At 34.8% G+C, this 7815-nt stretch carries 7 protein-coding genes; 2 read left to right on the top strand and 5 right to left on the bottom strand.

Annotated features, from left to right (window positions below; translation table 11 throughout):
• Together EFY79_RS19810 and EFY79_RS19805 are read left to right on the top strand one after the other, a co-directional pair.
• Nucleotides 1-538 (top strand): carbohydrate-binding family 9-like protein (locus tag EFY79_RS19810; RefSeq protein ID WP_123122490.1); only part of this gene is annotated, 538 nt, incomplete at its 5' end.
• 418 nt (nt 539-956) lie between these two features.
• Nucleotides 957-1979 (top strand): IS110 family RNA-guided transposase, encoded by a 1023-nt coding sequence (locus EFY79_RS19805; protein ID WP_158605263.1) that lies wholly within the window; start codon nt 957-959, stop codon nt 1977-1979.
• Between the two features lie 693 nt (nt 1980-2672).
• Here EFY79_RS19805 and EFY79_RS19800 read toward each other — a convergent pair.
• The 5 genes from EFY79_RS19800 to EFY79_RS19780 form a co-directional block, all read right to left on the bottom strand.
• Entirely contained in the window at nt 2673-3554 is an 882-nt protein-coding gene (locus EFY79_RS19800; protein ID WP_123122488.1) for a hypothetical protein, read from the bottom strand.
• Nucleotides 3555-3646: 92 nt separating this feature from the next.
• Nucleotides 3647-4975, bottom strand: coding sequence for a M48 family metalloprotease (locus EFY79_RS19795; protein ID WP_123122487.1), 1329 nt, complete (start codon nt 4973-4975; stop codon nt 3647-3649).
• A gap of 711 nt (nt 4976-5686) precedes the next feature.
• Nucleotides 5687-6373 carry a C39 family peptidase gene (locus tag EFY79_RS19790; protein ID WP_123122486.1) on the bottom strand — a complete coding sequence of 229 codons (687 nt, stop codon included), beginning with the start codon at nt 6371-6373 and terminating at the stop codon, nt 5687-5689.
• A gap of 222 nt (nt 6374-6595) precedes the next feature.
• On the bottom strand, nt 6596-6874 hold the full coding sequence (locus EFY79_RS19785) for a transposase (RefSeq protein WP_158605262.1): 279 nt from the start codon (nt 6872-6874) through the stop codon (nt 6596-6598).
• A 93-nt stretch (nt 6875-6967) separates the two neighbouring features.
• Nucleotides 6968-7624, bottom strand: coding sequence for a hypothetical protein (locus tag EFY79_RS19780; protein ID WP_123122484.1), 657 nt, complete (start codon nt 7622-7624; stop codon nt 6968-6970).
• Nucleotides 7625-7815: the final 191 nt, after the last annotated feature.

The raw sequence follows: 7815 nt of genomic DNA, 5'->3' as shown, positions 1-7815 counted from the left end.
TGAAGTTTTTATTGATGGCGGCGATTGTTATTACGAGCTGGAAGTAAACGCTATGAATACGGTATATGAAGTGTTTTTTATTTGGAAAGACGCGTTTACAAAAGGCAGCAGGTTTGATATTCCGCAATTTGATGTACATCATCCGCAGGCTTACACTTTCGGCGGCAACGCTGACCGGAGTGACACCACGTTTTGGAAAGGTACTCATCCCCGCGGTATCCGCTGGGCTTTTACTCATTTTGATATGCACGGATTGCAAACTGCCGTGATGATTGATGGAACATTAAATGATAATGCTGACATTGATAAAGGATGGAGTCTGGAAATAGCCATTCCATGGAGCAGCATGCAAATTTTGGCGAATGGCAGAAGCATACCGCCTTCAAACGGTGATCGTTGGAAGATGTTTTTGGGAAGGTTTCAAAAATTAATTCACTCAGGAACGGAAATATCACATCCCGCAATGGCACTGAACAGTCACGGTATTTATGACACCCATCTACCTGAAAAGTGGAGTAGTATTCAGTTGTGGGGATAAGATAAAAAAAAGGAGAATTTGTGGGTTACATGTCTGTCTTTATTTTCTACCGTTGAAACAGGTTACTTAAAAATCCAAAGTCATCTGCTCCTGTTTCATAAAACCTGGCGCTCTCCCAGGTTCGTGTCCTTTAGATTTGTATTCTTAATTTATTAGAACATATTACTATTATTACTACTTTTCTTTTTTTGGTTCTTTTTTTCTTTTACAATTCACTATTTTATGTGGATAACACTAACCATCAGCAGCGGTACATTATGTTCCGTGTCAAGGTTTATTACCTATGTGGAGATACAATCCGCTGCTGTTTTTTCCCTTAGTGTCCATATAGCAATTGGGGTTAATTACCCATTATTAAGGACTAGGACAATGGGGCAAAAATGGTTAATGTAATTATTCACAATTTAAATCCAAAATGATGAAAAAACAAACGGGCTTTTTTTTAGGAATTGATGTTTCAAAATTATGGTTTGACATCTCTTTGATGCAGGTTGTTAATTTTCAAAAACAACAGATGATCATTGAGCGTTTCAACAATACTATTAAAGGTTTGGCACTCCTAAAAAAATGGCTTAAAGTACAAAAAGTAACATTTGATAATGATACTTTACTAGTAATAGAAAATACAGGAATATACCATCGGCTGTTATGGAAATTTTTTAGTGAAAATAATATTCCCATTCACATAGGTAATGCCGCCCATATTAAAAAGAGTTTTGGCATTGCCCGGGGTAAGAACGATAAGATAGACAGCCAGAGGCTTTGTAGCTATGCCTATAAGAATGAGGGTGAGCTGAAAGCTACTCCTGCTTTGAATCCTGTGTTTATCAGTCTCAAGGATTTAATAACATCCAGGACAAGATTAAAAACCCAGCTTGGAGCTAATAAAGCATATCTGAAAGAATTAAAAAATATCAATGATAAAGCCACACAAAAAATGATGGAGAACATTTATAAAATGGCTATAAATGGTTTACAAAAATCCATAACTGAAATAGAGAAACAAATCACATTTGTAATTAAGAGTGATTCATCAATCAACGCTAATTATACCTTTCTTCTTTCAGTGCCTGGCATAGGACCGGTTACTGCAACTTATATCCTCTGCTGCACTAATAATTTTGCTGGTAAAATCACTGGCAAACAATTATCTTGTTATGTTGGAGTGGTACCATTTAGTGACAGAAGCGGAACTAGTTTAAAAGGTCGAAATAAAGTCCATAAAATGGCAAATAAAGAACTCAAATCTTTGCTTCACATGTGTGCCTTATCATCGCTAAAAAATCATAAGGAATTTAAAGAGTATTACGACAGAAAGGTAACTGAGGGGAAACATCCTAATTCTGTATTAAATGCAATTTGCAATAAGATACTCTTGCGGGCAGTGGCAGTAGTGAATAACCAAAAATATTATGTGGAAAACTATAAAAAAGCAGCCTAAAATAGATTTGTTTTTTCCATAGCAATCCCCACGGACCATCATATAATCCGCCCTCCTTCTCAACAACGTCTCCGTCATCTATTTTCAAATTGAGTTTATGCCCATCGGGACATTGCGTACATGATCAATTCCTGGTTTAACCAGTTTGATACCTGATCAATCTTCAGGGCGCAACGTCCACACGATCTTTCGGGTAGATAAAAAAATATTCACCAAGGTGAGACGTTGCCAAAAAAAAAGACCTATAAGGTTTCAAAAACCTTATAGGTCTAACGCTACCCCTCGCCTTGGTACGTGTCCCCACGGACCATCATATAATCCACCCTCCTTCTCAGCAATGTCTCCATCATCTATTTTCAAATTGAGTTTATTCCCATCGGGACATTGCGTAAATGACGAATACCTGGTTCAACCAGTTTGATTCCTAATCAATCTTCCGGGCGCAACGTCCACACGATCTTTCCGGTAGATAAAAAATATTCTCGAAGTGAGACGTTGCTAAGAAAACATCTTTCAATAACAACCGTTGCAATTATAACTCTTTCGCTTTGCAAATAAATAGCTGTCCATGAGCAAGTACATTTGTGGCTTTAAAGTTAATTATCACTTCTCATTTATACTGACTATTCCGGTTCGTGGACACGAACCTCGGAGGGAGCCCGCAGAGGTTGGCAGCAGGTTTTCAATTCGCAATTAGTCAATTCCAAGTTCTCTTTCCATTTCTCGCCATTCGTTTCCAAAAGCTATACTTTCTAAAACAGCTTTCCGCTTTTCTTCCGGCAAACATGGAATGCAGATTGAATATTGAATGCCTTTGTAATGCTCTTTGCATTGTGGACATAATTCCATTCTGTATAAGTCATAACTTGACGCACATCTTTTGCAAGCTGTTATCGTGTCCTCAAATGAAAGGTATTTAATGTCATCATTTAGGTAAAGTAAAAATGCCTCTTTCTCAATCGTTGCTGAATCTTTAGCTACTGCCCGGTCTCTTTGCATCCAATACCTGATACTTGACAGGTTATGTTGATTTTTCCATTTCTTTGAAATAAAGCACTTATCCCGAACTTCAAGTGCATCTTCATTTTCAAGAAAGATTGAGATTAGTTCATCAATTGATTTATAAACTGGCTCATCAAATTCATGTTTGCATACTGTGCAACGATATTGTGGGGCTTTTCTTACTCTTCTGCTAGGACTACTGTTTTTACAGTTTGGACAAAAGGGAGTTGGTGCATAATCATAATCTTTTAGGATATGATTGCTAAATTCAGATTTATCAATTTTAGGATTGGTGTTGATGTAATCATTGGCATATGTCCTTCTTGCTTCTGTTAAATACTCGGAGTATTTTCTTGGGTGAGAAAGGTGTTGTAGCGTTAACATCTCTTTACTATCACATATTTGACATTTGTCATTGATCAACTTATCCCTTCTTTCTTTCCAGTCCTTTGTATGCCAAGATTTATTTCCTTCTTTAAAATCCTTCCAAAACTGTTCTTGTGCGAATTCAATTCCGATTTCGCCGCTCGCCAGTTTGTCTCTTAATTCTATACGTTCGTTATATGTCAGCATATATTTTTGGCTTATTTTTATTTAGATGTACTGGCTATTAAACTCATTTATACTACTATTCCGGTTCGTGGATACGAAGGAAGAAGGTATATTTAATTATTCATTACAATCACCCATAAGTCCCCGTCGTAGTCTGCACATTGCAATATATATCCTTCATTTTCGTATTTTATCATTTCATCTAGGGGGAAATATTTTCGAGAGAACCATTTTTGACCGGTTTGTGAACTTTTTGAATCCTTATCCATAACTAAATACCATTTATTATCGAAAAACTTAAGTACTCTTATAACATAATCCTGATTCCAATATTCTTTTATAATGTCTTCTGGAAAATAATCTCTAGATCTCCATAATTGATGCCAACTCCCATTAATTGCTTTATCTAATACAACTGTCCATTTGGTTCCTGATTTAAAGATATTTCTAATAACATAATCTTTATCCCAATATTCTTGGATCTTTTCTTTAGGGAAATCTGAAGAAGTAAAATAAACCTCGTCAAAGTCTATATCATTGCCTGACATTATTAAATGATAATTTCCATCGCTATAATTTAAATAATCAATATATTTATTTTGTTGCCAAAGGGCTTCTATTTCAGTTTTGGGGTAATAATTTCGATATCGATAAGATTGAGGTTTTCCATCTTTTACCATAAAAACATACCATTTATTTTCGGAGTAAACCGCATCTCTAAACCTATATCCTTTATTCCAGGACTCGCTTAATGAAGGAAATGAATTGGAGGTGATAATATCGTGCTTAACGAGTGTAGTTGCAGAAGTGGTAATGACAGGTTGGTCAGCGTGAGAGACTTGGGCCCCTTTTATGGCGTCATTATATCCGGCCTCAATTGATTCCAATCTTCGCCATCTAAGTGGATGATCAGATAAAGATTCATTATCTGGATCGGGTAATTGTTTCATAGCTGCCTCAGCTTCATCTAATGTGGCGCCCAACTTTTGCAAAATGAACCCCGAAAATCTATCTGCTTCCAACTCCATTTTGCGAGCTTGTTCAAGAGTGCTTCCCATTGTTGTATGCCCTTGAAGGTGATGTCCAATTTCATGTGCAAGAATACTTGTGTAAACCCAATTTGTACGAGCGCTTTTAGCAATTGTTGTCATAAAGTCATTATCATAAACTATATATCTTATTCCATCACTTAACGTAATAGCGGCACAGTTATTTATGTTCAAACAAGGGACTAAAACAAAATTTGGAGCTAAACCTAATGGTCTTATTATGGTGCGTATTGCTGTATTTGCATCAGTTTCAGAGCTAAAGGAGTATTGATGCATTCTCAAACATGCCAAATCGGGATGCCCTCCTTCACCATAAAAACATGTAAATCTTTGTTCCTGGGAATATGAAAAAAAATTCGTGAGCAGCAGGAAAAAAATAAAAAGAGTTTTCATTTTAGCAAGGTTTTAATAATGGTGTAAAATATTGTATATGCCCTGAGAATAGCTACCAATCTTTATAGTTACAAAATTACTAATATAAAAATTTATTAATAATAATATTTTTAGATATATATATATGATCTGTCCAGTTTAGATAACCATTCCATTAAATGGTATTAGATCAATACTCTATAAAATTGTTTGCAGCTTTTTAAAAGAGTCCTTTTTAGATCAAGACCCCCACCGACCATCGGATAACCACCCTGATTCGGTGAAGTAACTCCCCAAGATTCAAAATTTTTGCTGCCTAATCCCTTTCTGAACCAGATATGATCCGGATTGTAATTTCGCATATGATCATTTTGGGTTAATCTGGAAATTATAACCATCGATGCTATCATCACTTTTCTTATAAACTTCATCAAAAGACAGATCAACCACCTGGTTGGTCATTTTTCAGTATTAAAAACAAATCCTCATAAAACCTATTCCGTGATTCTACAGTACTAAGAACGCCATATAATTAGCAATTGCAGGATTAATGGAAATTGATATTTGATCTCGCAAATACCCGTGAAAGACGGGGTTAATAAATGAAAAAAAATGAACTGAAAAATAATATTGTTTCATTTAATTGAGTTGAATATTTACTAAGTGTGATTCGATAATTGTTGCTGGTTAAGCTTAAGAGTATAACTTTCTTATAAGTAACTAGATCAAGAACTAACGTATACTTATTAACGACCTATTCCACCTGAAATTAGAGGTAAAAGTTGAAAATTTCATTTTGTACTGTCCATCCTCAACTAGTTGACCACCGTAAAAAGTATAAGGATCTGTCATTCTTAATCTTGAATAGGGAAAAGGATCATTGATAATAACATAAGTGCCATCTTGATTCAAATCATAACCAACAATTAAAACTACGTGCGCAGCTTCCAAACCCATACCGCCGCCTGCAGGACTTATGCCCGCAATAATCGGCATGTCATTATCAATATTGGCAATGATTGTAGACTCAGAACATTGACCAAAAACATCGATACAGCCAATTGTTGTTTTTGAACTGCCACATATGTTGTGAGCATAGTACGGGTACCTTGCTAACATATTTATTATAGTTTGTGTCGATCCTGCCGGCAGCGGACAAGAAAAACAGTTATTGTTACATGCTGGACCAATTAAAGCAATAATCCCACACTGAAAATTATTCGCTGGGTTGATAGAGCAAATATCATAGTACTTGAAAATCATTTCTCCACAACTTACCCAACACCATTCAGGTGTTTGTTGATATACGGGAGGTATATCTAAAGTCTTTTCTTGCCCAGAAGCGAATTTCGATATATTATAAAATAGCAGCAATAAAAAAAATATTTTATAATTTTTGGTAAGGTGATATGAAAACATATAGTTTTACGCTTATGTTAATAAATGTTTAGATGAACAGCATTTCTGATCTTGAAAATACCGTTCAGATACTTTACTACCACACCAAAGCTATTTAACCACAATTCTGTCAAATAGTGAAAAAACTTTGTTCTCGTCATGAAAAAGCTCCAAATTTTAAGGGGAAAAACCCACACCAAGGTTCGTGGCCCCACGAACCACAGGTCAGGCTCTTCACTTTTTTCACTTATGACCAGGATATTTCAGGAATGCCTCTTGTGAAGTTTCTTTACCATTCATCTCTTTTATTCTCCATATCAGATGAATGTGATTGGGCATAATAACGAAAGCATATACATCTATTTTCCCTGATTCACTTAAATAGCTTAATGAATTAATAATAACATTTTTGTACTCATCTTTCAACAACAAACGTTGCCAATTATTTATGGTAGCCGTCCAAAAAAATATTTCTCCTATCTCAATATAACTCTTTCGCCTTGCAAATAAATATCTGTCCATGAGCAAGTACATTTGTGAAAACAATGAAAATCATCCTGTAAACCTATCGCAGGATTTATCTATTAACCTGTAAACTTTTTTTAGGACGAGTCATTAAGTTAAGGCCAAGGTTTCAAGTTTTTTAAAAAAATCAGTTGTTGCAATGGAATCGGAGACCTGATTAAATTGATCTGTGTTTTTATCAAGATTAATGCATCCAGTTCTACCTAATCTAATAAAAATAGATAGCACTTCATCTTCAGTAATACCTATTTCTTCAGAAAGTTGTATTTTAAATTTGCGGTAGAATCGTTTATGAATCATAAGACGTCTTCCTTGGAGTGATTCAAATTCTTTTTCTTTTTCCTTTAATTTTTTAAGAACAAAAAGTTCTTGATAAGTCAAATCATCTAATACTTTAATAAAATCTTCATAATAATCTGTCGGGTTATTCACTAATTCAGATTCAGAATTTTTTAGTAACCTGGCAAAATATTGTATTTTCTCATCGCGTCTTGTTTCTAAAACAGCTTTGAGAGTAATATAATATTTATGGATAAAATCATCGCTTTCGATAACTTCTTCAGTTAATTGAATATTGCCATTTGCCAACTCATCATAAAAAATTTTTAATCTTCTTGCCTTTTCTTTTGTATAAAAATTAGTCAACTTATTATCTATAATACTTCCATGAGGGATTAACTTTATTAAACTGCGGAGTATTTCATTCGAATTGTAACTTTCTGCTAAAAAGTAAAAGGAATCATTCATGTAATTTAATTTAGTTTAGAACAGCTTAAACTGTTCTTGCAATGAGTTCTCAACAAGACAGTAAAGAAATAAGTTCCGTTAATTCACAATAATATTTTCTTTGAATTTGCATGCACAAATTACTATCCGGATTTAAAAATAAAAAAATACCGTTTCGTGTGTCACGAATCGCGGAAGTGGCCTTGAGGAGA

The organism is Hanamia caeni (assembly GCF_003721595.1).
Classification (GTDB): Bacteria; Bacteroidota; Bacteroidia; order Chitinophagales; family Chitinophagaceae; genus Ginsengibacter; species Ginsengibacter caeni.
This window is presented reverse-complemented; position numbering and strand designations above follow the sequence as displayed.